Annotated in this window: 31 protein-coding genes; all 31 read right to left on the bottom strand. The window is 53.2% G+C overall.

Annotation, left to right across the window (positions count from 1 at the left end; genetic code table 11):
• Positions 1-34: 34 nt before the first annotated feature.
• The 31 genes from rpsD to rpoC all read right to left on the bottom strand — a co-directional run bounded on the left by rpsD (position 35) and on the right by rpoC (position 21,173).
• Complete coding sequence (rpsD, locus tag ABXR19_RS13995; RefSeq protein ID WP_354601756.1) at positions 35-664, bottom strand: 30S ribosomal protein S4; 630 nt, start codon at positions 662-664, stop codon at positions 35-37.
• Positions 665-679: 15 nt separating this feature from the next.
• Positions 680-1,069 (bottom strand): 30S ribosomal protein S11, encoded by a 390-nt coding sequence (rpsK, locus tag ABXR19_RS13990; protein ID WP_101941749.1) that lies wholly within the window; start codon positions 1,067-1,069, stop codon positions 680-682.
• Positions 1,070-1,082: 13 nt separating this feature from the next.
• Positions 1,083-1,445: a 30S ribosomal protein S13 gene (gene rpsM / locus ABXR19_RS13985; RefSeq protein ID WP_354601755.1), complete on the bottom strand. Its 363-nt coding sequence runs from the start codon at positions 1,443-1,445 to the stop codon at positions 1,083-1,085.
• A 62-nt stretch (positions 1,446-1,507) separates the two neighbouring features.
• Positions 1,508-1,621, bottom strand: coding sequence for a 50S ribosomal protein L36 (gene rpmJ, locus ABXR19_RS13980; protein WP_305978316.1), 114 nt, complete (start codon positions 1,619-1,621; stop codon positions 1,508-1,510).
• Between the two features lie 209 nt (positions 1,622-1,830).
• Entirely contained in the window at positions 1,831-3,153 is a 1,323-nt protein-coding gene (gene secY, locus ABXR19_RS13975; protein WP_354601797.1) for a preprotein translocase subunit SecY, read from the bottom strand.
• 19 nt (positions 3,154-3,172) lie between these two features.
• On the bottom strand, positions 3,173-3,607 hold the full coding sequence (rplO, locus tag ABXR19_RS13970; RefSeq protein ID WP_354601754.1) for a 50S ribosomal protein L15: 435 nt from the start codon (positions 3,605-3,607) through the stop codon (positions 3,173-3,175).
• The gene (gene rpmD, locus ABXR19_RS13965; protein ID WP_354601753.1) at positions 3,608-3,790 is read right to left on the bottom strand and encodes a 50S ribosomal protein L30; all 183 of its coding nucleotides are present in this window, start codon (positions 3,788-3,790) and stop codon (positions 3,608-3,610) included.
• Positions 3,791-3,792: 2 nt separating this feature from the next.
• Complete coding sequence (gene rpsE, locus ABXR19_RS13960; protein WP_354601752.1) at positions 3,793-4,317, bottom strand: 30S ribosomal protein S5; 525 nt, start codon at positions 4,315-4,317, stop codon at positions 3,793-3,795.
• An 11-nt stretch (positions 4,318-4,328) separates the two neighbouring features.
• Complete coding sequence (rplR, locus tag ABXR19_RS13955; protein WP_354601751.1) at positions 4,329-4,682, bottom strand: 50S ribosomal protein L18; 354 nt, start codon at positions 4,680-4,682, stop codon at positions 4,329-4,331.
• Positions 4,683-4,694: 12 nt separating this feature from the next.
• On the bottom strand, positions 4,695-5,228 hold the full coding sequence (gene rplF, locus ABXR19_RS13950; protein ID WP_354601750.1) for a 50S ribosomal protein L6: 534 nt from the start codon (positions 5,226-5,228) through the stop codon (positions 4,695-4,697).
• A 12-nt stretch (positions 5,229-5,240) separates the two neighbouring features.
• On the bottom strand, positions 5,241-5,636 hold the full coding sequence (gene rpsH, locus ABXR19_RS13945; RefSeq protein WP_354601749.1) for a 30S ribosomal protein S8: 396 nt from the start codon (positions 5,634-5,636) through the stop codon (positions 5,241-5,243).
• A gap of 10 nt (positions 5,637-5,646) precedes the next feature.
• Positions 5,647-5,952, bottom strand: coding sequence for a 30S ribosomal protein S14 (gene rpsN, locus ABXR19_RS13940; RefSeq protein ID WP_354601748.1), 306 nt, complete (start codon positions 5,950-5,952; stop codon positions 5,647-5,649).
• Between the two features lie 7 nt (positions 5,953-5,959).
• Entirely contained in the window at positions 5,960-6,499 is a 540-nt protein-coding gene (rplE, locus tag ABXR19_RS13935) for a 50S ribosomal protein L5 (RefSeq protein WP_354601747.1), read from the bottom strand.
• A gap of 9 nt (positions 6,500-6,508) precedes the next feature.
• The gene (rplX, locus tag ABXR19_RS13930) at positions 6,509-6,826 is read right to left on the bottom strand and encodes a 50S ribosomal protein L24 (protein ID WP_354601746.1); all 318 of its coding nucleotides are present in this window, start codon (positions 6,824-6,826) and stop codon (positions 6,509-6,511) included.
• Positions 6,827-6,835: 9 nt separating this feature from the next.
• Entirely contained in the window at positions 6,836-7,204 is a 369-nt protein-coding gene (gene rplN, locus ABXR19_RS13925; protein ID WP_354601745.1) for a 50S ribosomal protein L14, read from the bottom strand.
• 144 nt (positions 7,205-7,348) lie between these two features.
• Positions 7,349-7,615, bottom strand: a complete 267-nt coding sequence (gene rpsQ / locus ABXR19_RS13920; protein WP_354601744.1) for a 30S ribosomal protein S17 — start codon at positions 7,613-7,615, stop codon at positions 7,349-7,351.
• Positions 7,615-7,806 (bottom strand): 50S ribosomal protein L29, encoded by a 192-nt coding sequence (gene rpmC / locus ABXR19_RS13915; RefSeq protein WP_354601743.1) that lies wholly within the window; start codon positions 7,804-7,806, stop codon positions 7,615-7,617. Before rpmC ends, rpsQ begins: the two co-directional genes overlap by 1 nt.
• Positions 7,807-7,811: 5 nt before the next feature.
• Positions 7,812-8,225, bottom strand: coding sequence for a 50S ribosomal protein L16 (gene rplP, locus ABXR19_RS13910; RefSeq protein WP_354601742.1), 414 nt, complete (start codon positions 8,223-8,225; stop codon positions 7,812-7,814).
• On the bottom strand, positions 8,209-8,997 hold the full coding sequence (gene rpsC, locus ABXR19_RS13905) for a 30S ribosomal protein S3 (RefSeq protein WP_354601741.1): 789 nt from the start codon (positions 8,995-8,997) through the stop codon (positions 8,209-8,211). The genes rplP and rpsC overlap by 17 nt, the downstream gene beginning before the upstream one ends.
• A gap of 1 nt (position 8,998) precedes the next feature.
• Positions 8,999-9,328 carry a 50S ribosomal protein L22 gene (gene rplV, locus ABXR19_RS13900; protein ID WP_354601740.1) on the bottom strand — a complete coding sequence of 110 codons (330 nt, stop codon included), beginning with the start codon at positions 9,326-9,328 and terminating at the stop codon, positions 8,999-9,001.
• 9 nt (positions 9,329-9,337) lie between these two features.
• Positions 9,338-9,613: a 30S ribosomal protein S19 gene (gene rpsS / locus ABXR19_RS13895; protein ID WP_354601739.1), complete on the bottom strand. Its 276-nt coding sequence runs from the start codon at positions 9,611-9,613 to the stop codon at positions 9,338-9,340.
• Positions 9,614-9,622: 9 nt separating this feature from the next.
• Entirely contained in the window at positions 9,623-10,447 is an 825-nt protein-coding gene (gene rplB / locus ABXR19_RS13890; protein ID WP_354601738.1) for a 50S ribosomal protein L2, read from the bottom strand.
• Positions 10,447-10,755: a 50S ribosomal protein L23 gene (gene rplW / locus ABXR19_RS13885; protein WP_354601737.1), complete on the bottom strand. Its 309-nt coding sequence runs from the start codon at positions 10,753-10,755 to the stop codon at positions 10,447-10,449. The genes rplB and rplW overlap by 1 nt, the downstream gene beginning before the upstream one ends.
• Positions 10,752-11,372: a 50S ribosomal protein L4 gene (rplD, locus tag ABXR19_RS13880; RefSeq protein ID WP_354601736.1), complete on the bottom strand. Its 621-nt coding sequence runs from the start codon at positions 11,370-11,372 to the stop codon at positions 10,752-10,754. Before rplD ends, rplW begins: the two co-directional genes overlap by 4 nt.
• Positions 11,373-11,383: 11 nt before the next feature.
• Positions 11,384-12,025: a 50S ribosomal protein L3 gene (gene rplC, locus ABXR19_RS13875; protein WP_354601735.1), complete on the bottom strand. Its 642-nt coding sequence runs from the start codon at positions 12,023-12,025 to the stop codon at positions 11,384-11,386.
• Between the two features lie 126 nt (positions 12,026-12,151).
• A complete protein-coding gene (gene rpsJ, locus ABXR19_RS13870) occupies positions 12,152-12,463 on the bottom strand; it encodes a 30S ribosomal protein S10 (protein WP_305978338.1) in 312 nt (103 codons plus the stop codon).
• Between the two features lie 65 nt (positions 12,464-12,528).
• Complete coding sequence (gene tuf, locus ABXR19_RS13865; protein ID WP_354601723.1) at positions 12,529-13,719, bottom strand: elongation factor Tu; 1,191 nt, start codon at positions 13,717-13,719, stop codon at positions 12,529-12,531.
• 25 nt (positions 13,720-13,744) lie between these two features.
• Positions 13,745-15,841: an elongation factor G gene (fusA, locus tag ABXR19_RS13860; protein WP_354601734.1), complete on the bottom strand. Its 2,097-nt coding sequence runs from the start codon at positions 15,839-15,841 to the stop codon at positions 13,745-13,747.
• Between the two features lie 119 nt (positions 15,842-15,960).
• Complete coding sequence (rpsG, locus tag ABXR19_RS13855; RefSeq protein ID WP_354601733.1) at positions 15,961-16,431, bottom strand: 30S ribosomal protein S7; 471 nt, start codon at positions 16,429-16,431, stop codon at positions 15,961-15,963.
• 22 nt (positions 16,432-16,453) lie between these two features.
• Positions 16,454-16,831 (bottom strand): 30S ribosomal protein S12, encoded by a 378-nt coding sequence (gene rpsL, locus ABXR19_RS13850; RefSeq protein ID WP_354601732.1) that lies wholly within the window; start codon positions 16,829-16,831, stop codon positions 16,454-16,456.
• Positions 16,832-16,958: 127 nt separating this feature from the next.
• Positions 16,959-21,173: a DNA-directed RNA polymerase subunit beta' gene (gene rpoC / locus ABXR19_RS13845; protein WP_354601731.1), complete on the bottom strand. Its 4,215-nt coding sequence runs from the start codon at positions 21,171-21,173 to the stop codon at positions 16,959-16,961.
• Positions 21,174-21,199 lie beyond the last annotated feature (26 nt).

Below are 21,199 nucleotides of genomic sequence, written 5' to 3'. Positions count from 1 at the left end.
ATCCTTGTCACGAGTGATTCTGGTTGATCCCGCATTAACGCGAGTAAAGTTCGACAACCAAGCTCTCGTTAATGGTCGAGGAAAGTTCAGCGCGCTGCGGAAAAGCCTTGAAAATGCCCTTGCCTGCTGCAGCATCCACTTCAATCCATTCCGGGAAGCCGCGGCCAGCAGCAGCAGCCAGAGCCGCCTTGGTACGCAAGTGAGCGCGCGTTGCATCAGTCAATTGCACCACGTCACCAGGACGCAGCGTGTAAGACGGGATATTGACCCGCTTGCCATTGATCAACACACCGTTGTGACGCACAACTTGACGAGCTTCGGCACGCGAACCGCCGAAACCCATGCGGAATGCAACCGTATCCAGACGCCCTTCGAGCAACTGCAGCAGGTTCTCACCTGTCGCGCCCTTACGACGATCTGCTTCGAAATAGGTCTTGCGGAACTGACGCTCAAGAACGCCATAAATACGGCGAATCTTTTGCTTTTCACGCAGTTGCTGGCCATAGCCAGACAAACGCTGACCCGACTTCTGACCATGTTGGCCTGGTGCATATGCACGGCGTTCAATGGCACATTTGTCGGTAAAACACTTTTCAGCCTTCAGGAACAACTTTTCGCCTTCACGGCGGCACTGACGGCACTTCGGATCGAGATTGCGAGCCACGTTCGATACTCCTAATTAGATGCGGCGACGCTTCGGCGGACGACAACCGTTATGCGGCACAGGGGTGATATCGGTAATCGACGTAATCTTGAGGCCCAGTGCATTCAATGCACGCACAGCAGACTCACGACCCGGACCCGGCCCCTTGATACGCACTTCCAGATTCTTCACACCACACTCTTGCGCTGCTTTACCAGCGGCCTCTGCAGCCACCTGCGCAGCGAACGGAGTGCTCTTGCGTGAGCCCTTGAAGCCTGCACCACCCGAAGTTGCCCACGACAGTGCATTGCCCTGACGATCGGTGATCGTCACGATAGTGTTATTAAAGGATGCATGAATATGCGCAATACCTTCAGCAACGTTCTTTTTTACTTTTTTGCGAATCTTCGCAACGGTCTTTGCCATGATCTACCCCAGATTACTTCTTGCCAGCCATGGTCTTACGCGGACCCTTGCGAGTACGGGCATTGGTGCGGGTACGCTGACCACGAACCGGTAGACCACGACGATGACGAACGCCACGATAGCAACCAAGGTCCATGAGACGCTTGATATTCATTGTGATCTCGCGGCGAAGATCACCTTCAACCGTGAACTTACCTACTTCTTCACGCAAACGATCCATCTGAACTTCAGTCAGATCTTTCATCTTGACACTGCGGGCTACGCCAGCAACATCACAGATTTTTTGCGCGCGAGTGCGGCCAATGCCGTAAATCGCGGTGAGAGCGATTTCAGCATGCTTATGATTCGGAATATTGACACCAGCAATACGGGCCATGAACTTACCCTTTTAGCGCGAAAACGCGAAGCGCGAAAGTTTAACGAAAACGGGGCTCAAAATCAACCCTGACGCTGTTTGTGACGCGGATCTTCACAGATCACGCGAACTACGCCTTTGCGGCGAACGATCTTGCATTTGCGGCAGATCGGCTTGACAGAAGCTTGTACTCTCATTTTTTGACTCCTAATTACCGTTCTACATATTTGAGCGGTTTGCGACGCCAATTGCCCCAAAGCACTACAGGCCAAAATGCGTCATTTCAAAGAACATCAATCTTGAAACAGCAAATACACTCAATTTTGACTCTGAATCTGCTCTCGATAGTACCGGCACAATGTGCCTGCAAACCCTGCAGAACCATCACCTTCTTTACTGCAAGTTACTACCGAGCCAAACCAGGACCACCCTTGAAATTCGCCTTCTTCAGGAGTCCTTCGTATTGATGGGACATGACATAAGCCTGAACCTGCGCCATAAAATCCATCGTAACCACAACAATAATCAGCAGTGAAGTGCCGCCAAAGTTAAAAGGCACTTCCCAGCGCAGCCTCAAAAGCTCAGGCACCAAACAAACAAAAGTGATATAGATCGCGCCGATCAAAGTCAAACGCATCAAAATCTTGTCGATATAACGCGCTGTCTGATCACCAGGACGAATCCCAGGCACAAACGCACCACTTTTCTTCAGGTTGTCTGCAGTCTCTTTGGAGTTGAAGACAAGTGCGGTATAGAAGAAACAGAAAAATACGATCGCAGCCGAGTAAGTCAGAATATAAATTGGCTGGCCTGGCGACAACGCATTTGAAAGGTCCTTCAGCCACAACATTCCATCACTCGCCCCAAACCACTGCGCTACAGTGGCAGGAAACAGAATGATTGATGAAGCAAAAATCGGTGGAATCACTCCGGACATATTCAGTTTGAGTGGCAAATGCGAACTTTGACCACCGTACAACTTGTTGCCCACTTGACGCTTGGCGTAATTCACCAGAATCTTGCGCTGGCCACGCTCCACAAAAACAACAAAAGCCGTTACAACCACTACCAATGCAAGGATAAACAATCCTGCTACGGGGTGAATTGATTGTTTGGAAACCAAGTCAAGCAACTGGGTTATTGCGCTAGGCAAGCCCGAGGCAATACCTGCAAAAATCAAAATCGAAATCCCGTTGCCAATCCCGCGTTCAGTAATTTGTTCGCCCAACCACATCATGAACATCGTCCCTGTCACCAAGGTCGAGATTGCAGTCAGGCGAAACATGAACCCCGGATCAATTACCAGGTTCGGTTGCTGCTCAAGCATCATCGAAATCCCGAAAGCCTGAAATAGCGCCAAACCAACGGTTCCGTAGCGAGTGTATTGCGTAATCTTGCGCCTGCCAGCTTCACCCTCCTTTTTAAGGGCTTCCAGCTGAGGTGATGCAATCGCCATTAACTGCATCACGATCGAAGCCGAAATATACGGCATGATACCTAGAGCAAAAATCGTAAACCGCTCCAGCGCGCCGCCAGAAAACAGGTTGAACATGCCAAGAATGCCGCTTTTCTGTTCGGCGAAATTCTTGGCAAGCTCAGCCGGATCAATCCCGGGCACCGGAATGTGTGATCCGATGCGATACACCACCAAAGCCCCAAGAAGGAACCATAGACGACGTTTCAAATCGGCAAACTTGCCGCCATTCCCAAGCACAGGTGCAGTAGCCACGCGGATATCCCGTTTATTGTTACTCGGCGATCGAACCGCCAGCAGCCTCGATTGCAGCACGAGCGCCTTTTGTAGCACCAACGCCACGCAAGATCACCTTGCGATCAATACTGCCGGACAGAATAACCTTGGCCGTAAGCGCTTCAATTGAAACGATGCCAGCCTGCTTCAGCGACAACAAATCAATTTCGTCAATCGGCAAAGCTGCAATTTCGCTGAGACGTACTTCAACGTTGCGACCAGCCGTCAATGACACGAAGCCACGCTTGGGCAAGCGGCGCTGCAAAGGCATCTGACCGCCTTCAAAACCGACTTTGTGAAAACCACCAGCGCGCGATTTCTGACCTTTGTGACCACGGCCACACGTCTTTCCCAGGCCACAACCAATGCCACGACCTACACGGCGACGGGCGGTATTGGAACCCTCAGCGGGTTTAAGCTTATTAAGTTCCATTTATCCCTCGCACTTCAGCAGATACGTAACTTTATTGATCATGCCGCGCACAGCCGGCGTATCTTCCAGTTCGACACAGTGATTGATACGACGCAGACCCAAACCACGCACGGTAGCGCGGTGTGGCTGTTTTGTGCCAATCAGACTCTTGACGAGCGTGACGCGAATCTTCTTGTCAGCCATGATTACCCCAAAATCTCTTCAACGGTCTTGCCACGCTTAGCTGCGATTTGAGCAGCAGTGCTGGTTGCAAACAGGCCATTAAGTGTTGCACGCACGACATTGTAAGGATTGGTGGAGCCAAGACATTTGCAAATTACATCCGTCACACCCATCACTTCAAATACTGCACGCATCGCACCACCGGCAATAATGCCGGTACCGCTAGGCGCTGGCTGCATCAAAACAACTGCAGCGCCATGCTTGCCAACCACTGAGTGCTGCAAGGTTCCCTTGCGCAGATTGACCTTAGCCATCTTCGCACGAGCCTCATTCATTGCCTTTTGAACGGCAACGGGCACTTCACGTGATTTACCTTTACCCATACCGATGCTGCCATCGCCGTCACCAACAACGGTAAGTGCAGCGAAACCGAGAATCCGGCCGCCCTTCACTACCTTGGTGACGCGATTAACCGCAACCATTTTTTCGCGTAGGCCATCATCGCGCTCTTCGGAAGCCTGAACCTTCTTTGCTTGTTGCTTAGCCATGAATATCTCGCTCAGAACTTCAGTCCGCTTTCACGCGCCGCCTCAGCGAGCGCCTTCACGCGACCGTGATACATGTAACCCGCACGATCGAATGCTACCGATTGCACGCCCGCAGCAACTGCACGCTCGGCGATAAGCTTGCCAACCGCGGTAGCCGCGCTGACATTGCCACCGTTAGGCGTAACACCTTTCACCACCGCCTCCGCTGTAGAGGCAGAAGCCACTACGCGCGAACCACACTCGGAAATGATTTGCGCATAGATATGGCAATTCGAACGAAACACCGTCAGCCGAGCAACTTTTTGCTCCGCGATACGAGCCCGGGTTTTGCGAGCTCTGCGCAAACGCGCTTCTTTCTTGTTCATATTCGTCCGCCCTTACTTCTTTTTGGTTTCCTTCAGGAGCACCACTTCATCCGAATAACGAACACCCTTGCCTTTATAAGGCTCTGGTGCGCGATATGCGCGGATTTCAGCGGCCACCTGACCAACCTGCTGCTTATCGACCCCTTTAATGACGACTTCCGTCTGGGTCGGAGTCTCTACCTTTACACCGGCGGGCATCTGATGCACCACAGGATGGGAGAAACCAAGCGTCAGATTCAGCTTGTCACCTTGAGCCTGGGCACGATAACCCACGCCTACCAAGTTGAGCTTGCGCTCAAAGCCCTTGGTGACACCAACAACCATATTATTCAGCAGCGCGCGGGTTGTACCTGACATGGCATTACCATTATCACCACCAACCACAGCAACAGCCTTCAAAGAATCACCTTCACGCTCAAGCGTAACCGACGAATGAAGACGCTGCGTCAAGGAACCCAAAGGCCCTTTGACGGTAAATTCCCCAGCACCAACATCCACCTGAACGCCAGCAGGCAATACGACTGGATTTTTTGCGACGCGTGACATATTTATTCCTCCTTATGCCACGACGCAAAGCACTTCGCCGCCAACCTTGGTAGCACGCGCACGACGATCCGTCATGACACCACCAGGAGTGGAAACGATTGCTACGCCCAAGCCGTTCATAACCTTGGGCAGGTCATCGCAGCCTTTATAAACGCGCAGACCAGGCTTGCTAACCCGCTCAATGCGTTCGATAACCGGACGGCCCGCATAATACTTCAGACTGATCGTCAGCTCGCGGGAAGAACCCTCGCCACGAACCACAAAATCGTCAACATAACCTTCGTCCTTCAACACCTGGGCGATTGCAACCTTTAGCTTCGAAGAGGGCATTGAAACCGCCCCCTTTTGAGCTTGTTGAGCATTGCGAATGCGCGTCAGCATATCGGCAACCGGATCAGACATACTCATCTCGATCTCCTTACCAGCTAGCCTTGGTCATGCCGGGCACTTCGCCCCTGAAAGCCACTTCACGCAGCTTATTACGGCACAGACCAAATTTACGGAACACACCACGGGGACGTCCAGTCAGAGCGCAACGATTGCGTTGACGACTTGGACTAGCATTACGCGGCAGCTTTTGCAGCTTCAGACGCGCTTCCATACGCTCTTCTTCAGAGCTTGAAGCATCGCCAATTACGGACTGGAGAGCAGCGCGCTTGACAGCAAATTTCTCAACTGTCTTGCGGCGTTTTTCTTCGCGATTGATCAAAGCCAATTTCGCCATGTCACCCTCAGTTCTTGAACGGAAATTTGAACGCGACCAGAAGCGCACGCGCCTCATCATCCGTTTTCGCCGTCGTGGTAATACTAATATTCAAACCACGCAACGCATCGATCTTGTCGTACTCGATCTCGGGGAAAATGATTTGCTCTTTCACCCCCAGATTGTAGTTACCCCGACCGTCAAAACCTTTGGCAACCACACCACGAAAATCGCGGATGCGCGGCATTGCCACAGTGATTAAACGATCCAGAAACTCAAACATTTGCGGACCACGCAAAGTCACCATGCAGCCAATTGGATAACCTTCACGAATCTTGAAACCCGCGATAGATTTTTTAGCCTTGGTAATTACCGGCTTCTGACCCGCAATCTTGGTCATATCACCAACAGCATTATCCAAAACTTTTTTGTCGCCAACTGCCTCGCCAACACCCATATTGAGCGTCACCTTGGTAATTCGCGGCACTTCCATGATTGACTTGTAGGCAAAGCGTTGACTCAATTGAGCCACCACATCTGACTTGTAAAACTCTTGAAGACGAGCCATGACTATCCCTTACGCACCGACCAGTTCGCCATTTGACTTGAAGAAGCGAACTTTTTTGCCATCTTCAAGCACCTTGAAACCAACACGATCAGCTTTTTGCGTAGCAGGATTAAAGAGTGCCAGATTCGAAACCTGAATCGGCATTTCTTTTTCAACAATCCCGCCAACCTGACCCTTGATCGGATTCGGCTTGGTGTGTTTCTTAACGCGATTCACACCCTCAACAACCACGCGCTCAACATCAACACGAGTCAGCACAACACCGCGCTTACCCTTATCTTTGCCAGCCAGGACGACCACATCGTCCCCTTTGCGAATCTTATCCATCTTCGCTCCTTAGAGGACCTCAGGGGCCAGCGAAACAATTTTCATGAAACGCTCATTACGCAACTCACGCGTAACCGGCCCAAAAATACGCGTACCGATCGGCTCAAGCTTGGCGTTCAGCAGCACAGCCGCATTCTTGTCAAACTTAATCAAAGAGCCGTCACTACGACGTACACCCTTGGCAGTACGAACCACCACGGCGTTATATACATCGCCTTTTTTGACACGGCCACGAGGAGCCGCATCCTTGATACTTACCTTGATAACATCGCCAATGCCGGCATAGCGGCGTTTGGAACCACCCAAAACCTTGATGCACATAACTGCACGCGCACCGGTATTGTCGGCGACTTCAAGAATCGTCTGCATTTGGATCATTTTTTTACTCCATCCAACTTGAACACACCAAGTGCCCAGTCTTGGATCCCGTCCGGGAAAAGGCCCCGCATGAAGCGGGAAATCGAGCTAAGCAGTATAGCTTAGCTCGAGATCTTGATGCAAGTGTTTACGCAAATATTTCGATCAGGCCTGCGCCTTTTCGAGCACACGCGTCACACGCCATGCCTTAGTCTTTGAAATCGGAGCGCACTCCTCAATCTCAACCAGGTCACCATCAGCGGCTACGCCATTGGCTACATCGGCATGATACTTTTTGGACTGCACCATGATTTTGCCGTAAAGCGGATGCTTGACGCGACGTTCAACCAGAACGGTCACCGTCTTGTCCATCTTGTCGCTTACAACACGGCCGCTCAAAGTGCGACGCACTACAACTTTTTGCTCACTCATTACGCCACCGCCTTTTCACGCAGAAATGTACGAACGCGCGCAATGTCGCGACGCACACGCGGCAACTGGGACGTATTGTTCAGTTGTTGCGTGGCAATCTGCATCCGCAGGGAGAACTGCTCTTTCAGCAGCGCAACCAATTCTTCCTGGAGCTCGGTAGCGCTCTTGGAGCGCAACTCATTCGCCTTCATTTTTCTTACCCCACAAGCCGTGTTACAAACGCGGTCTCAATTGGAAGCTTCGCGGCAGCCAAACGGAAAGCCTCGCGAGCGAGAACTTCGTCAACGCCATCCATCTCATACAGAACTTTGCCCGGCTGAATCTCTGCAACCCAATACTCCGGATTACCTTTACCGTTACCCATTCGAACCTCAGCGGGTTTCTTGGAGATGGGCTTGTCCGGGAAAATCCGAATCCAGATCCGGCCGCCGCGCTTGATGTGTCGCGTCATCGCCCGACGAGCAGCTTCGATCTGACGGGCCGTCAAACGACCACGGCCAATGGCCTTCAGACCAAACTCACCGAAACTTACCTTCGCGCCACGAGTCGCAACGCCGGTATTCCGACCCTTTTGCTCCTTGCGGTACTTCCTTCTATTCGGCTGCAGCATCGCTAGCTCCTGCGTTTGTCACAGTACCTGTCTTGCGCACAGCACGACGGGGAGCCGGCTTGGCATCACCATCATTACGTGCAGGACGGCGGTTCTTGCGACCTTCGTTCTCGTTAGGCTCAGCAGCTACGGGCTGTTCGCCCTTGGCAACCATATCGCCCTTGTAGACCCATACCTTGATTCCGATGATGCCGTATGTCGTACTGGCTTCGGATGTACCGTAGTCGATATCTGCACGCAATGTGTGCAAAGGAACACGACCTTCACGATACCACTCGGTACGAGCAATCTCAGCGCCATTCAAGCGGCCGGCACTCATGATCTTGATACCCTGAGCACCCAAACGCATTGCATTCTGCATGGCGCGTTTCATCGCACGGCGGAACATGATGCGCTTCTCGAGCTGCTGTGCAATCGAATCCGAAATCAATTGCGCATCCGTTTCCGGCTTGCGAATTTCTTCGATATTGACATGCACCGGCACGCCCATAATCTTTTGCAATTCAGCTTTCAGGCTTTCAATATCTTCGCCCTTTTTGCCAATCACCACGCCTGGACGGGCGCTGTAAATGGTGATGCGCGCGTTTTTAGCCGGGCGCTCAATCAAAACACGGCCAACAGAAGCGTGAGACAACTTCTTTTTCAGATAGTCACGAACCTTGATGTCTTCCAACAACATCTTGGCGTAACTCTGACTGTTGGCGTACCAGCGAGAACTCCAATTCCGTGTCACAACCAGGCGGAACCCGATTGGGTGGATTTTCTGTCCCATATTACTCCCCGACGGTCAGATAGATGTGGCAGGTTTGCTTCTCGATCCGATTACCGCGGCCTTTGGCGCGAGCGGTAAAACGTTTCAGAGAAGTTCCCTTTTCCACGTGAATGGTCTTGACCTTGAGCGTGTCGATGTCAGCACCGTCATTGTGCTCAGCATTAGCAATCGCTGATTCGAGCACTTTCTTGATGATGGTCGCACCCTTCTTCGGGCAAAAAGCCAGAACATTGAGAGCATGTCCAACCGGCTTGCCGCGCACCAGGTCAGCCACAAGGCGTCCCTTCTGAGCGGAGAGGCGGACACCGCGCAAACTTGCATTGGTTTCCATGATTTCCCCTTACCTCTTCGCCTTCTTGCTGGCGGCGTGACCCTTGAAGGTACGCGTCAGCGCAAACTCACCCAGCTTGTGACCAACCATATTTTCAGTCACATAAACCGGAATGTGTTGTTTGCCATTGTGAACAGCAATCGTCAGACCAACAAACTCGGGAAGAATCGTTGAACGACGTGACCAAGTCTTAATTGGTCGCTTATCGGTGGAACCGGCAGCAGCTTCAACCTTCTTGATCAGATGGTCGTCTACAAACGGCCCTTTTTTAACGGAACGTGCCATGACTACCTCTTATCGCTTGTGACGACGCTGAACGATCATGCTGTCAGTACGCTTATTGCTGCGCGTACGATAGCCCTTGGCCGGCTGGCCCCACGGGCTGACAGGCACACGACCTTCGCCGGTTTTGCCTTCACCACCACCGTGCGGGTGATCCACCGGGTTCATCACCGTACCGCGAACGGTCGGGCGAATACCGCGCCAACGCTGCGCACCGGCCTTGCCGATTTTGCGCAAGTTATTTTCTTCATTGCCGACTTCGCCAATCGTCGCACGGCATTCAATATGCACGCGACGGATTTCGCCAGAACGGAGACGCACCTGAGCGTAAGTACCTTCTCGCGCCAGAAGCTGAGCTGAAGTACCTGCGGCACGAGCCAATTGAGCGCCCTTGCCAGGCAACATTTCCACACAGTGGATCGTGCTACCAACAGGGATATTGCGGATCGGCAGTGCATTGCCTGTCTTGATGGGAGCCTCAGAACCACTCAATAGCTCTTGACCAACAACCAAGCCCTTCGGTGCAATAATGTAACGACGCTCACCATCCACGTAGCACAACAGCGCAATATTCGCGGTACGGTTTGGATCGTATTCAATACGCTCAACCTTGGCGACGATGCCATCTTTGTTACGCTTGAAATCGATGAAACGATAATGCTGCTTATGACCGCCGCCTTGATGACGAACCGTAATACGACCATCCGTATTGCGGCCAGCATGCCTCGACTGACTCTCAACCAAGCCAGCAAAAGGCTTACCTTTATGCAGACCAGGATTAACAACCTTGACAAGGCCACGACGCCCCGGAGAGGTAGGCTTTACTTTAACCAACATTACGCAATCCCTCCGTCAACGAAGTTAATCTCTTGGCCCGGCTTGAGGCAAACAAAAGCTTTTTTCCAGCCCTTGCGCTGACCAACCGAACGGCCCGAGCGCTTAACCTTACCCTTGACGTTCAGAATCTGAACGGATGCCACCTGAACTTTGAACAATAGCTCAACAGCAGCCTTCACCTCGGGCTTGGTAGCGCTTGTCGCCACACGAAACACAACCTGCTCATTCTTTTCGGCAACGCGTGTTGCCTTTTCTGAAATCTGCGGCGCGAGCAGCACCTGCAGAAGTCGCTCTTGGCTATAGCTCATTGCCACATCTCCTCAATCTTGGCGATCGCAGCACGAGTCACGATAACGCGCGGATAGCGCACCAGCGACACTGGATCAGCCTCGTGGGCCTCAAGCACCAACACATTATGCAGATTGCGTGACGACAACCACAGATTTTCATCCATCGTATCGGTAATCAGCAGAGCAGATTCGGCACCAAAACCCTTCAGCTTTTGAGCCAAAAGGCGAGTCTTGGGAGCATCAAGAACAATACTCTCAACCACAACCAGACGATCTTCACGCACCAGTTGCGACAGGATCGATGCGATACCTGCGCGGAACTGCTTACGATTCACCTTCTGGGTAAAATTCTCATCCGGACGATTCGGAAAAATACGGCCGCCCCCACGCCACAGCGGCGAGGATGTCATACCAGCACGAGCATTACCCGTACCCTTTTGACGGAAAGGCTTCTTGGTAGAGTGCTTGACTTCACCACGATCCTTTTGTGCACGATTGCCCGAACGGGCATTCGCCTGATAGGCCACCACCAATTGGTGAACCAGCGCCTCGCTATACTCACGACCGAAAATAGCATCGGAAGCTTGCACAGTTGCGGACGCCTGACCCTGATCATTAATCAGCTTGAGTTCCATGACGTCCCCTCTCAGTTAGCCTTGACAGCCGGACGCACGATCACGTCCCCACCATCATGACCCGGCACAGCGCCCTTGATAAGCAACAGGCCGCGCTCCACATCCACGCGCACCACCTCGAGGTTTTGCACGGTCGACTTGACCGCCCCCAGATGACCCGCCATCCGCTTACCCGGAAAAACTCGACCCGGGTCCTGCGCCATACCAATGGAACCAGGCGCGTTATGGCTACGGGAGTTACCGTGAGACGCACGCTGCGAGCTGAAATTGTGACGCTTGATTGCACCAGCAAAACCCTTACCGATAGAGGTGCCGGTCACATCGACCTTCTGCCCCACGGTAAAAATCTCAAGGCTGATCACATCACCGGCTTTATAGCCAGCAAGCTGCTCAGCGCCGATACGGAATTCGCGCATTACGCTACCAGCCTCAACCCCTGCCTTGGCCGCATGGCCGGCAATAGATTTGGTAACGCGACTGGCACGCCGTTGACCAAAAGCCACCTGAATGGCGGAATAACCGTCCACGTCAGCTGTCTTGATCTGGGTCACTCGATTGTTCGACACGTCAAGCACAGTCACTGGAACGGATGCGCCGTCCTCAGCAAAAATGCGAGTCATGCCGACCTTGCGACCGACAAGGCCTAGACTCATGTTTTTCTCCTATGACCCGGTTTCGATTGACCGAGTCGCTATTGACACCACAACAGACAAATCCGCATTCAAAACGCGAAGCGCAAGAGTTTATCTCAAAGTGGCAAAAAAATGCAAGCGCAAGTATTACTGCAGCTTGATTTCGACATCTACGCCCGCCGGCAGATCCAGCTTCATCAAGGCATCAACAGTCTTATCTGTCGGATCAATGATGTCCATCAAGCGCAAATGGGTCCGGATTTCAAACTGGTCGCGAGACGTCTTGTTGACGTGCGGCGAACGCAGAATGTTGAATCGTTCGATTTTTGTCGGCATCGGCACGGGGCCGCGCACTACAGCACCTGTACGCTTGGCGGTCTCAACAATCTCCTGAGCAGATTGATCGATCAGGCGATAGTCGAAAGCCTTAAGGCGGATGCGGATTTTCTGGTTTGCCATTTCTATTCCTAAAGAGCACAAAGAACAAACGGCGCGCCTAGTCAGACGCGCCGCACTTACAAAACTTACTCGATAACCTTGGCAACAACCCCTGCGCCAACGGTACGGCCGCCTTCGCGAATAGCGAAGCGCAGACCTTCTTCCATGGCGATCGGGCAGATCAACTTGACGGTGATCGACACGTTATCGCCAGGCATGACCATTTCGGTGCCTTCAGGCAACGCGATGGAGCCAGTCACGTCCGTCGTACGGAAGTAGAACTGCGGGCGGTAGTTGTTGAAGAACGGGGTGTGACGACCACCTTCGTCCTTCGACAGTACGTAGATCTCGCCCGTAAAGTGGCTATGCGGCTTGATGGAGCCCGGCTTGGCCAGAACCTGACCACGCTGGATGTCTTCGCGCTTGGTGCCACGCAGCAGCACGCCTACGTTGTCGCCAGCCTGGCCTTGATCGAGCAGCTTGCGGAACATTTCAACACCGGTACAGATGGTCTTGACGGTGTCTTTGATGCCGATGATTTCGATTTCTTCGCCGACTTTAACTACGCCACGCTCAACACGACCAGTCACAACGGTGCCGCGACCGGAGATAGAGAAGACGTCTTCGATCGGCAGCAGGAAGGGCTTGTCGATGGCACGTTCCGGCGTCGGGATGTAGGAGTCCAGCGCTTCAGCCAGAGCCATAATGGCCACTTCGCCGAGCTCGCCCTTGTCGCCTTCCAGCGCCTTGAGTGCGGAACCCTTGATGATTGGCACGTCGTCGCCCGGGAAGTCGTACTTGGAGAGCAGTTCGCGCACTTCCATTTCGACGAGTTCGAGCAGCTCGGCATCATCAACCATGTCGCACTTGTTCAGAAACACGATGATGTACGGCACGCCAACCTGACGCGCCAGCAGGATGTGCTCGCGGGTCTGGGGCATGGGGCCGTCAGCAGCAGAACAGACCAGGATCGCGCCATCCATCTGGGCGGCACCGGTGATCATATTCTTCACATAGTCAGCGTGACCCGGGCAATCAACGTGGGCGTAGTGACGGTTTGCGGTTTCGTATTCGACGTGAGCAGTATTGATCGTAATACCACGCGCTTTTTCTTCCGGCGCTGCGTCAATCTGGTCATACGCCTTGGCCGAACCACCAAACTTCGATGCCAGCACGGTCGTGATAGCTGCAGTCAGCGTGGTCTTACCATGGTCAACGTGACCAATCGTACCGACGTTTACGTGCGGCTTGGTGCGTTCAAACTTTTCCTTGGCCATTTCTAGCTCCTTAAATCAAAAATAGTTATTTCTTGTTGATGATGGCGTCAGCGACATTCTTCGGCGCTTCGCTGTAATGCTTGAATTCCATGGAGTACGTTGCGCGGCCTTGCGACAAGGAACGCATCGTTGTCGAGTAACCGAACATCTCCGCCAACGGCACCTCGGCTTTAATAGCTTTGATCCCACCAGGCTGATCTTCCATACCCAACACCACACCACGACGACCTGACAGATCGCCCATGATATTGCCCATGAAGTCTTCCGGCGTCTCTACTTCGACAGCCATCATCGGCTCAAGCAACACTGGACTGGCGCGACGGCAACCCTCTTTAAAGGCCATGGACGCAGCCATCTTGAACGCGTTTTCATTCGAGTCCACGTCGTGGTAAGAGCCGAAATGCAAGGTGCACTTGACATCAACCACCGGGAAGCCTGCCAACACGCCATTCGGAATACTTTCGCGCAAGCCTTTTTCGACAGCAGGAATATATTCACGCGGAACAGTACCGCCCTTGACGGCATCAACGAATTCAAAACCCTTGCCCGTTTCGTTAGGCTCGATCTTGATGACTACGTGACCATACTGACCACGACCGCCCGACTGCTTGACGAATTTACCTTCAGCATCCTCAACCACTTTGCGAATCGTTTCGCGATAAGCAACTTGCGGCGCACCGACATTTGCCTCAACGCCAAATTCGCGTTTCATGCGATCAACAAGAATTTCAAGGTGCAACTCGCCCATGCCAGAAATAATCGTCTGGCCGGACTCTTCGTCAGTGCGAACGCGGAAAGAAGGATCTTCTTGAGCCAAACGCCCCAGAGCGATACCCATCTTTTCCTGGTCAGCCTTAGTCTTCGGCTCCACGGCAACGTGAATCACCGGATCAGGGAAGATCATGCGTTCAAGGGTAATTTCCGCAGCCGGATCACAAAGGGTTTCACCGGTCGTCACTGACGACAAGCCGATGCACGCCGCGATATCGCCCGCATACACCTCAGAGATCTCCTGGCGATCATTGGCGTGCATCTGCACCAAACGACCAACACGATCCTTCTTACCCTTGATCGGGTTGTACACCGAATCTCCGGACTTCAGAACACCTGAATAGACACGGATAAACGTCAACTGACCAACATACTTATCCGTCATCAACTTGAAAGCCAAGGCCGAGAACTTCTCGTTATCGTCGGCATCGCGAGTGACGGCATTTCCATCCTCATCCAAACCATCGACAGGAGGAATATCTACCGGCGAAGGCATGTATTCAATAACGGCATCAAGCATTGCTTGAACACCCTTGTTCTTAAAGGCCGTACCACACATCATCGGAACAATTTCGCTCTTGATGGTGCGCGCACGAATCGCGGCCTTAAGATCGAGTTCCGACATGTCACCTTCTTCAAGGTACTTGTTCATCAACTCTTCGGAAGACTCTGCTGCGACTTCCAGCAAGTTCTCGCGCCACTCCTTGGCGGTTGCGAGCAACTCAGCAGGAATCTCTTCGTAGGTGAATTTAGTGCCCTGCGATGCCTCATCCCAGAACACAGCCTTCATCTTGACCAGATCAATCACGCCTTGAAAATTATCTTCGGCGCCGATTGGCACCTGCAGAGGCACCGGATTTGCACCCAAACGAGTGCGCATCTGATTGTAGACCTTAAAGAAGTCCGCGCCTTGGCGATCCATCTTGTTCACAAACGCCAAGCGCGGCACACCGTATTTGTTAGCCTGACGCCAAACGGTCTCAGACTGCGGCTGAACACCACCCACAGCGCAATAAACCATACATGCGCCATCCAGCACGCGCATGGAGCGCTCAACCTCAATAGTAAAGTCTACGTGCCCAGGAGTATCGATAATGTTGATGCGATGCTCATCAAAATTGCCGCCCATCCCCTTCCAGAAGCAAGTCGTTGCTGCGGAGGTAATGGTGATACCACGTTCCTGCTCCTGTTCCATCCAGTCCATGGTGGCCGCGCCATCATGCACTTCACCGATCTTGTGGTTCACGCCGGTATAGAAAAGGATACGCTCGGTAGTAGTAGTCTTGCCGGCGTCGATGTGTGCAGAGATGCCGATATTGCGATATCTCTCGATGGGGGTCTTGCGAGCCACGGTTTCAGCCTTTTTAAGTTGAAGCGGGGTGAAAAAACGAAATTTTTTGTGTGTTGCGGACAGGCTTCAAATAAATCGAGCCCTATACAGGGCCCGACCTACATCTACGCGCCAATCAATCAGAACCTGAAGTGCGAGAACGCCTTATTGGCATCAGCCATACGATGAACTTCGTCACGCTTCTTCATGGCCGCGCCGCGACCTTCTGCAGCCTCCAATAACTCACCGGCAAGCCGCTGAGCCATGGATTTCTCGGAACGCTTGCGTGCCGATTCGCGCAACCAGCGCATCGAAAGAGCCATCCGACGGGACGGACGCACTTCAACAGGAACCTGATAATTAGCACCACCAACGCGACGGCTTTTTACTTCGACAACCGGCTTCACGTTAGCAATGGCCGCCAGAAAAACTTCCAGCGGATCCTTGCCCGACTTGGTAGAAATATTGGCAAACGCGCCATACACGATACGCTCGGCTACAGACTTTTTGCCGCTATCCATGATGACGTTAATGAACTTGGAAACATCCTGGGAACCAAATTTCGGATCTGGCAGAATTTCACGCTTAGGCACTTCGCGACGACGGGGCATGTCTATCTCCTTTCGTCAGTAATTAGGACTTCTTCGGGCGCTTGGCGCCGTACTTGGAGCGGGATTGCTTACGGCCCTTGACCCCTTGAAGGTCAAGCGAACCGCGCACAATGTGATAACGCACACCCGGCAAATCCTTTACACGCCCGCCGCGAATCAGCACCACCGAGTGCTCTTGCAGGTTGTGGCCTTCACCACCGATATAGGAGATAACCTCAAAGCCGTTGGTCAAACGAACCTTGGCAACCTTACGAAGCGCAGAGTTCGGCTTCTTCGGGGTCGTAGTGTAAACACGGGTACACACGCCGCGCTTTTGCGGACAGGCTTCCAGTGCAGGCACCTTGCTCTTGGAGACGGGAGCTTCCCGACCCTTGCGAACGAGTTGATTAATGGTTGGCATTACATTTCCTCGGATCTCACCACCAGTCAGTAAAACTGACACGGGCCGCGATCAAACAGTTCAGGCCGTCTACGATTGGACGACCCCCTTAAAGACGCGGGAGTATATGCGACCCCCGCGACTCACGTCAAGCAGCCTCGGGAGCCTCTCCCTCAACTGCTGAAACAACATCATCCGCTCCGGGCTGATTGAGTCCCCCGAAATGAATGCCCGCAGGCTGAGCACGGCGGGTGCGATGATAGGCCAAGCCTGTACCCGCCGGAATCAAACGGCCAACGATAACGTTCTCCTTCAGGCCGCGCAGATCGTCCTTCTTGCCCATGATTGCGGCTTCAGTCAGAACTCGCGTTGTTTCCTGGAAGGATGCTGCCGAGATGAAGGAGTCCGTAGACAAGGAAGCCTTTGTAATCCCCAGCAGCATGTATTCGAACGTCGCAGGCAACTTCCCTTCCGCATTGATCTTGTCGTTCTCATCCAGAAACTCTGAACGCTCAACCTGCTCTTCGCGGATGAATCGGGTATTGCCCGGATCGCTGATAACAACACGGCGCAGCATCTGACGAACGATGACTTCAATGTGTTTATCGTTGATCTTCACACCCTGCAAACGATACACGTCCTGCACCTCGTCGATGATGTAACGCGCAAGCGCCTCAACACCTTGCAAACGCAAAATGTCGTGCGGATCTGCTGGCCCATCAACGATCAACTCGCCGCGCTGAACGACCAAGCCGTCATGAACCAGCACATGCTTATCCTTGGGAATCAGGAATTCATGCACTTGACCATCAGGTTCGGTAATAACCAGACGCTGCTTGCCCTTGGTGTCCTTACCGAACGACAGCGTTCCGGTAACTTCTGCCAGCATTCCTGCATCTTTCGGGGCGCGAGCCTCAAACAACTCAGCCACGCGTGGCAGACCGCCGGTAATGTCTCGCGTCTTGGCCGATTCTTGCGGAATCTTGGCTAGTACATCACCGACAGCGACTTCCTGACCATCCTTCACCATGATCAGCGAACCGACTTGGAATGTGATGGTCACGGGATGGTCTGTGCCTGCCATCTTCACCTCTTCACCCGCAGCATTCAGCAATTTCACCTGAGGGCGAACGCCTTTACTTGCACTGACACTGCGGCGCTTGGCATCAATAACCACCAAAGTCGACAGGCCGGTCACTTCATCGATCTGTTTGGTAACCGTAGAGCCTTCTTCTACGTTCTCAAACTTGATAGTGCCGGAATACTCGGTAATGATCGGACGGGTATGTGGATCCCAAACAGCCAATTGCGCACCAGCCTTAACCGTCTTGCCGTCATCGACCAACAAGGTGCAACCGTAAGTAAGCTTATGGCGCTCACGCTCGCGACCAGCATCATCCGCCACCACAACTTCAGCCGAACGGGAAATAACAATTTTCTCGCCCTTCGGGTTGGTTACGTAGCGCATATTCCCGGCAAAACGAACCGTACCAGCAGACTTGGCTTCGACAGAGCTCGCCACGGCCGCGCGAGATGCCGCACCGCCAACGTGGAAGGTCCGCATTGTCAGCTGGGTACCCGGCTCACCAATTGATTGGGCGGCGATAACACCAACAGCCTCACCGACATTGACCAGATAGCCACGGCCCAAATCACGGCCATAGCACTTGGCACACAACCCATATCGTGTGTCACAAGTCAGCGGAGCGCGCACGCGCACCTCATCGATACCCAAGGCGTCGATCTGGTCGCATGAGTCCTCATCAAGCAGGCTGCCGGCGTGAATCAGCGTTTCCTGTGTTTCAGGATTCACCACATCATCAGCTGCGACCCGGCCAAGAATGCGCTCGCGCAAGGGCTCCACAACTTCACCACCCTCGATCATCGCTTTCATCACGAAACCATTGGTCGTTTCGCAATCATCCTCGATGACCACCAGATCCTGGGTCACATCAACCAAACGACGCGTCAGATAGCCAGAGTTCGCAGTTTTCAGAGCGGTATCCGCCAAACCCTTACGCGCACCGTGAGTCGAAATGAAGTACTGAAGAACGTTCAGACCTTCACGGAAATTGGTGGTAATTGGCGTTTCAATGATGGAGCCATCAGGCTTTGCCATCAAACCACGCATACCGGCCAGCTGACGAATCTGCGCAGCAGAACCGCGTGCGCCGGAGTCCGCCATCATGTAGATGGAATTGAAGGACTCTTGCTTCGTCGCTTTGCCTTCGCGATCAACAACGGGCTCCTGGCCCAGCTGCTCCATCATCGCCTTGGCCACCTGATCGCCGGTACGACCCCAGATATCCACCACTTTATTATAGCGTTCGCCATCGGTCACAAGTCCCGAAGCATACTGCTGAGCGATTTCCTTCACTTCGTGCTCAGCCGCCGTAATGATGGTTTCCTTGGTACTTGGAACCAGCATGTCTTTCACGGCAATCGAGATGCCTGCGCGCGTTGCGAGCTTGAACCCGAACTGCATCAACTTGTCAGCAAATATGACGGTTTCGCGAAGGCCACAACGACGGAAGGACGTGTTAATAAGCTTGGAAATTTCTTTTTTCTTCAAGGCCTTATCGATAACCGAAAACGGCAGGCCTGCAGGAAGAATTTCCGATAACAATGAACGGCCTGCTGTCGTGAAGTAGCGTGTCAGTTTTTCAGTCTTATTGCCTTCGGCGTCAACCTCAACTTCACGAATACGCACCGTTACTTTGGCGTGCAATGAAATCTGCGCTGACTCGTACGCACGCTTGACTTCCGAAACGTCGGAAAACAGCATGCCCTCACCGGCACAGTTAACGCCAGCACGGGTCGCATAGTACAAACCCAGCACCACGTCTTGCGACGGAACGATGATCGGTTCGCCATTGGCGGGCGACAGAACATTGTTCGACGCCAACATCAGGGTACGGCATTCCATCTGCGCTTCGAGCGACAATGGAACGTGCACAGCCATCTGGTCACCGTCGAAGTCGGCATTGAAGGCCGCGCAAACCAGCGGGTGCAGCTGGATGGCCTTGCCTTCGATCAGCGTCGGTTCGAAAGCCTGAATACCCAAACGGTGCAGTGTCGGCGCACGGTTGAGCATCACCGGATGTTCACGGATCACCTCTTCGAGGATATCCCATACCACCGGCTCTTGCGACTCAACCAACTTCTTGGCTTGCTTGATGGTCGTAGCCAAGCCCATCAGTTCAAGCTTGTTGAAGATGAAGGGCTTGAACAACTCAAGCGCCATCAGCTTCGGCAAGCCGCACTGGTGCAGCTTGAGCTGCGGACCTACGGTAATCACGGAACGACCGGAGTAGTCCACGCGCTTACCCAGCAGGTTCTGACGGAAACGACCACCCTTACCCTTGATCATGTCAGCCAGCGACTTCAACGGACGCTTGTTAGCACCAGTCATGGCCTTGCCACGACGACCGTTGTCGAGCAGCGAGTCAACAGCTTCCTGAAGCATGCGCTTTTCGTTGCGCACGATGATCTCAGGGGCCTTCAACTCCAGCAGACGCTTCAGACGGTTGTTACGGTTGATGACGCGACGATACAGATCGTTCAGGTCGGAGGTCGCAAAGCGACCGCCATCCAACGGCACCAGCGGACGCAGATCCGGCGGCAGCACCGGCAGCACTTCCATGATCATCCAGTCAGGCTTGATACCGGATTGGGTGAAGGCTTCCAGCACCTTGAGGCGTTTGACGATCTTCTTGATCTTGGCTTCTGAGCCCGTGGTCTCAAGCTCACTGCGCAAACGATCAATTTCCTTATGGATATTGATGTTGCGCAGCAGACCCCGAATACCCTCGGCGCCCATCATGGCTACGAATTCATCACCGTACTCTTCGGTCTTGGCCAGGAAGTCGTCTTCGGTCAGCAACTGGGCTCGAGCCAGTGGGGTCATCCCCGGCTCGACGACCACAAAGGCCTCGAAATACAGCACGCGCTCGATATCGCGCAAAGTCATGTCGAGCACCATACCAAGACGACTCGGCAGGCTCTTCAGGAACCAGATATGAGCGACCACCGATGCAAGCTCGATATGGCCCATGCGTTCACGACGCACCTTGGACAGCGTAACTTCAACGCCACACTTTTCGCAGATAACGCCGCGATGTTTGAGGCGCTTGTACTTACCGCACAGGCACTCATAATCCTTTACTGGGCCGAAAATCTTGGCGCAGAACAGACCGTCACGCTCAGGCTTGAAGGTACGGTAATTAATGGTCTCAGGCTTTTTGACTTCGCCGTAAGACCATGAACGGATCTTGTCCGGCGAAGCGAGTCCGATGGTAATTGCATCGAACTCTTCCGCATTGGGAAGGCTTTGCTTGAAGAGGTCAGCGAGCAGGCTTTTCATCTATCTGTTACTCCATTCCGGTCGCA

Source organism: Uliginosibacterium flavum, assembly GCF_040566545.1.
GTDB lineage: Bacteria > Pseudomonadota > Gammaproteobacteria > Burkholderiales > Rhodocyclaceae > Uliginosibacterium > Uliginosibacterium flavum.
Note: the sequence above shows the minus strand (reverse complement) of the source record. Positions and strands in the feature narration are given on the sequence as shown.

Coding starts and splice junctions, on each gene's coding strand:
- rplW (WP_354601737.1), bottom strand. CDS start 10,755: ATGAGCTATAGCCAAGAGCGACTTCTGCAGGTGCTGCTCGCGCCGCAG.
- rplO (WP_354601754.1), bottom strand. CDS start 3,607: ATGGAACTTAATAAGCTTAAACCCGCTGAGGGTTCCAATACCGCCCGT.
- rpsJ (WP_305978338.1), bottom strand. CDS start 12,463: ATGGCAAACCAGAAAATCCGCATCCGCCTTAAGGCTTTCGACTATCGC.
- rplV (WP_354601740.1), bottom strand. CDS start 9,328: ATGGAAACCAATGCAAGTTTGCGCGGTGTCCGCCTCTCCGCTCAGAAG.
- rpsQ (WP_354601744.1), bottom strand. CDS start 7,615: ATGAGTGAGCAAAAAGTTGTAGTGCGTCGCACTTTGAGCGGCCGTGTT.
- rplR (WP_354601751.1), bottom strand. CDS start 4,682: ATGAACAAGAAAGAAGCGCGTTTGCGCAGAGCTCGCAAAACCCGGGCT.
- rpsL (WP_354601732.1), bottom strand. CDS start 16,831: ATGCCAACCATTAATCAACTCGTTCGCAAGGGTCGGGAAGCTCCCGTC.
- rplX (WP_354601746.1), bottom strand. CDS start 6,826: ATGGATAAGATTCGCAAAGGGGACGATGTGGTCGTCCTGGCTGGCAAA.
- rpsE (WP_354601752.1), bottom strand. CDS start 4,317: ATGGCTAAGCAACAAGCAAAGAAGGTTCAGGCTTCCGAAGAGCGCGAT.
- rpsM (WP_354601755.1), bottom strand. CDS start 1,445: ATGGCCCGTATTGCTGGTGTCAATATTCCGAATCATAAGCATGCTGAA.
- rplD (WP_354601736.1), bottom strand. CDS start 11,372: ATGGAACTCAAGCTGATTAATGATCAGGGTCAGGCGTCCGCAACTGTG.
- rplB (WP_354601738.1), bottom strand. CDS start 10,447: ATGTTGGTTAAAGTAAAGCCTACCTCTCCGGGGCGTCGTGGCCTTGTC.
- rpmC (WP_354601743.1), bottom strand. CDS start 7,806: ATGAAGGCGAATGAGTTGCGCTCCAAGAGCGCTACCGAGCTCCAGGAA.
- rpsS (WP_354601739.1), bottom strand. CDS start 9,613: ATGGCACGTTCCGTTAAAAAAGGGCCGTTTGTAGACGACCATCTGATC.
- rplP (WP_354601742.1), bottom strand. CDS start 8,225: ATGCTGCAGCCGAATAGAAGGAAGTACCGCAAGGAGCAAAAGGGTCGG.
- rpsK (WP_101941749.1), bottom strand. CDS start 1,069: ATGGCAAAGACCGTTGCGAAGATTCGCAAAAAAGTAAAAAAGAACGTT.
- rpsN (WP_354601748.1), bottom strand. CDS start 5,952: ATGGCGAAATTGGCTTTGATCAATCGCGAAGAAAAACGCCGCAAGACA.
- rpsH (WP_354601749.1), bottom strand. CDS start 5,636: ATGAGTATGTCTGATCCGGTTGCCGATATGCTGACGCGCATTCGCAAT.
- rpmD (WP_354601753.1), bottom strand. CDS start 3,790: ATGGCTGACAAGAAGATTCGCGTCACGCTCGTCAAGAGTCTGATTGGC.
- tuf (WP_354601723.1), bottom strand. CDS start 13,719: ATGGCCAAGGAAAAGTTTGAACGCACCAAGCCGCACGTAAACGTCGGT.
- rpsG (WP_354601733.1), bottom strand. CDS start 16,431: ATGCCCCGTCGTCGCGAAGTGCCTAAGCGTGAAATTCTGCCAGATCCG.
- rplC (WP_354601735.1), bottom strand. CDS start 12,025: ATGAGTCTAGGCCTTGTCGGTCGCAAGGTCGGCATGACTCGCATTTTT.
- rpoC (WP_354601731.1), bottom strand. CDS start 21,173: ATGAAAAGCCTGCTCGCTGACCTCTTCAAGCAAAGCCTTCCCAATGCG.
- rplE (WP_354601747.1), bottom strand. CDS start 6,499: ATGGCTCGTCTTCAAGAGTTTTACAAGTCAGATGTGGTGGCTCAATTG.
- rpsC (WP_354601741.1), bottom strand. CDS start 8,997: ATGGGACAGAAAATCCACCCAATCGGGTTCCGCCTGGTTGTGACACGG.
- rpmJ (WP_305978316.1), bottom strand. CDS start 1,621: ATGAGAGTACAAGCTTCTGTCAAGCCGATCTGCCGCAAATGCAAGATC.
- rplN (WP_354601745.1), bottom strand. CDS start 7,204: ATGATCCAAATGCAGACGATTCTTGAAGTCGCCGACAATACCGGTGCG.
- rplF (WP_354601750.1), bottom strand. CDS start 5,228: ATGTCACGCGTCGCAAAAAATCCAGTCGTATTGCCTGCTGGCGTTCAG.